At 45.8% G+C, this 3,210-nt stretch carries 5 protein-coding genes; all 5 read right to left on the bottom strand.

Annotation, left to right across the window (positions count from 1 at the left end):
* Positions 1-1,381: TM1802 family CRISPR-associated protein (locus ACEW8P_RS14695; RefSeq protein ID WP_373513832.1), on the bottom strand; the 1,381-nt coding region annotated here is incomplete at its 3' end.
* A 158-nt stretch (positions 1,382-1,539) separates the two neighbouring features.
* Positions 1,540-1,794 carry an integrase core domain-containing protein gene (locus tag ACEW8P_RS14700; protein WP_373513833.1) on the bottom strand — a complete coding sequence of 85 codons (255 nt, stop codon included), beginning with the start codon at positions 1,792-1,794 and terminating at the stop codon, positions 1,540-1,542.
* A 22-nt stretch (positions 1,795-1,816) separates the two neighbouring features.
* Positions 1,817-2,101 carry a transposase gene (locus ACEW8P_RS14705; RefSeq protein ID WP_373513834.1) on the bottom strand — a complete coding sequence of 95 codons (285 nt, stop codon included), beginning with the start codon at positions 2,099-2,101 and terminating at the stop codon, positions 1,817-1,819.
* 43 nt (positions 2,102-2,144) lie between these two features.
* Positions 2,145-2,336 (bottom strand): IS3 family transposase, encoded by a 192-nt coding sequence (locus ACEW8P_RS14710; RefSeq protein WP_373513835.1) that lies wholly within the window; start codon positions 2,334-2,336, stop codon positions 2,145-2,147.
* 159 nt (positions 2,337-2,495) lie between these two features.
* A complete protein-coding gene (locus ACEW8P_RS14715; RefSeq protein ID WP_373513836.1) occupies positions 2,496-2,798 on the bottom strand; it encodes a transposase in 303 nt (100 codons plus the stop codon).
* Positions 2,799-3,210: the final 412 nt, after the last annotated feature.

The raw sequence follows: 3,210 nt of genomic DNA on the forward strand, positions 1-3,210 counted from the left end.
TCAAATCTTTGAAATGACCAAACAGCTTTTCTTTCTCAATAGGCCTCCTCTCTAAAATCTGTTTGAACAAAGCCAGGGCGACGTTCTTCTTTTCCTTGTCTTTACGGAGCGGAATAAGTGTGTAAACGGTGTAAAGGTTGAATTCCAGAGTATTATCCTTCCCTGCGCTCATTACGTTCTCCCAGTTGATGCCTTCTACATCCTTGAATTGGCGATGAACCTCTGAAAATTTCAGGATAAGTCGCTCGAAATGAGTTCGGCTTACATCTTTAATAATATTTATCGTCTTGAAGAAATTACCATCAGACTCGAAGCCCAGGAAAGTTATCCAGTATGGGTTACCTTCGGCCTCATACTTAATATCCGATACCATTTCATGATATTTTCTGTATTGAAATAGCAAATCGGATTTCTGAGCTATTTTGCCCAAGCTTTCCTCAATATCGGTCTCATCTTGGTTAAGAAGCTGGGGAATAATGCAATGATCTACGCCCGCAATTCTGGTTTTGTACTTTTCAAGCAAGAGTTTAGAACCACGTTCCAGATAGTTCTGAACCTCCTTATCAACCTGGTAGTTTTTCGAGAAAGCTTTATTTTCAAACCCAGTGGCATAGTTGATCGTCGTAGTAACAAACATCTTGTTCAGGTTGTATCTGTCACTAATTCCAAGTTCCTGAACATTATCGCTTTGCTCGCCCGTCGCGTAGCAAATTTGAGGAGAGATTTCACCTTTTTCCTTTGTCGAAGAGTCTCCAATGAACTTTACGCGCAAAAAGTCTAGGTAACCTTCAATATCTCTGAAATAAGTAGGTTCGTACCATTGCTTCTCAGCCCATATCACCCCCACGACAATTAGTGCAATCTGTTCAGTAGGATTCAGCCCCCACTGGTTTATGAGTTGCTTTGCGTCCGCTATTCCTTTCTCAGATAAACATTCTTCCTCGAAGCCTGAACGTAAGGCAAACATTGCTTGTAAGGTTTCGTAAAGCTTCGTCTCCCTCAAATCAGGAAAGTCTTTATCTATGGCCTCAGTAAACTGCCCTTGTGTAGCAGGCTTGCCATTTTTATCAGGCTTTCCGAAAAAGGATTTTCTTATCTGCTCAAAACTATTTGGCTCAGTACAAGCGTAAATGGCCTTATTGTTCCCTCCTTGAATTTTGAGGTTAAAGTGCCTTTGGGCAGACCTATCTTCGTCATAGTCTACTACCTGTCCCCAACCAAAAATCCCAGTATCAAGATTGAAGATCAATGATCCAACGTAATTTGTGATTCTGGCCCCTTTCTTAGTTTCGAGGTTGATTTTGGGTCTATCCAGGATGTCATCCCATTCGCCTAAATCCTGACTTGCCTGTTTTCCTAGTTTAATGAGTGTATCCAGCATAGTGTACTTCTAGGTTTAGTTATCTTGGGCAATGTCGCTACTGTTATTGACGTTTATCGCCACTATATCAAATGACTTTGAAAAAGTTAAGTTTCTGTTGAAGATTTGTCCAGAAGTAATCTAAATTTTTCAGGAAATTGAGAGTGAGGTGGTCCTGTTTAGCCGGACACTTTTGATTGAGAGTTACTGGTGAAATTAGCTTGGTGATACTGGTTTTCAAAATTGATCGGCGACATGTACCCCAAAGAGGAGTGGAGTCGTCGAATGTTATAATAGCCCTCGATATAGTTAAATAATTCGTCGTGAGCATCTTGCAGGCTTTCAAAGCAGCCGTCTTCAAGTAATTCTGCTTTTAAGCGCCCCCAAAAAGACTCAGCATGAGCGTTCTGATAAGGGTTCTCTTTTTCAGCCATACTCTGTCGGCAAGCCCATTTATCAAGCCGTCTCTTGAACGTTTTTCCAAAATACTGCCCACCGTAACGACGGCCCACCCTGATCGGAATGGACGATCAAGCCAGGCTGTGGGCGACGTAATGTAGTGGCCTGATCGAAGGCTCTGATAATCAGGTTCTCCTCCATGTTTAAATCGACGCACCAGCCTATGATCCGACGCGAGTACAAGTCTAGCCAACTGGCTAGGTAAGCCCAACCACCATCCACCAATGGCAGGTATGTAATATCGCTTACCCAAGCCTGGTCGGGCCGGATCGGTTGGCCCAACGCAGGCAGCAGGTTGGGACAAGCCCGCAACCCGTGACTTGAGTCAGTGGTTCGAGGCGGCCGGCCGCAGCCGCACAAAGCTGCGTGGCTGAATAGCCCGCCAGTTTTGCTGCTGCATCAGCCGCCTGACCCGGTGACGCCCCACTTCGACGCCTTCATCTTGGAGTGCTTTCTGAATGCGCCGACTGCCATAGCGTCGGCGGTTTTCCCGCACGGGCGGCCCCGCAGAAAACACCTTGAACCCTATCAGTTATTTCTTGCTTGGCCATGGATGTTTGAAAAGTCACTCCCGCGCGGTACTGGTAATAGCTGCTTTTGCTGACTTCAAGCACTTTACACAATAATCTGACCGGAAAATCAGACTCTTGCTGCTTGATGAACGCGTAGATCGGAATCAGTTCATGCGGCTGAAAATGGCTAATGCTTTTTTTAAAATGTCGCGTTCCATTTCCGTTTGGCGGAGCTGCCGACGCATCCTTTCGCCTTCGTCCTCCAAAGCCGTCGATGACTTTGCACCCCGACCATCGATGCGAAATTTTGCCTTTTTTTCAGCCGCACGCCAGGAGTGAATGATGCTGTCACTAATGCCCATTTTCTGGGCTACGCCCAGAATAGACTCCCCGTTGGCAACTAGGCGGAGCACGTCAGCTTTGAATTCGGGGGTGTACTTTCGGTTGGATGTTGATTTTTTTGCCATTTGACACGAAGTTAAGTAAGTTTCGTGTCCGGATTCTCAGGACCACCTCAGAAATTATCCCAGCAGCAGCGTGTAGGTTGGTTCGACCTCGCGCCTCTCAATCTGACCTTCTGGTATTGAAATCTTCGGGCTGGCGCGACGCCCAGCGGCATTCAGGAATCTGATTGTTGGCATGTCGCGTGAGCAGATCGAAACAAACTATATGTTATTGTTGGAAACCCACTTATTTCTCTCAATAAGGATAACGGGCGTCGTCAGGATAGATAGCCTGATCCTTCAAAAGGCAGCTCAATCAAACGGTCGTTTGTGGGAACGAATTCATACAAATTGCGCCGCACGTATTTCCGATGACCAGCATACCAAATTCAACAGTACGAATTTTTTACCTTTTTCCGAACCAGACGCTTCGACC

The sequence above is a fragment of the Persicitalea sp. genome (assembly GCF_041751555.1).
In the GTDB taxonomy this organism is placed as follows: Bacteria; Bacteroidota; Bacteroidia; order Cytophagales; family Spirosomataceae; genus Persicitalea.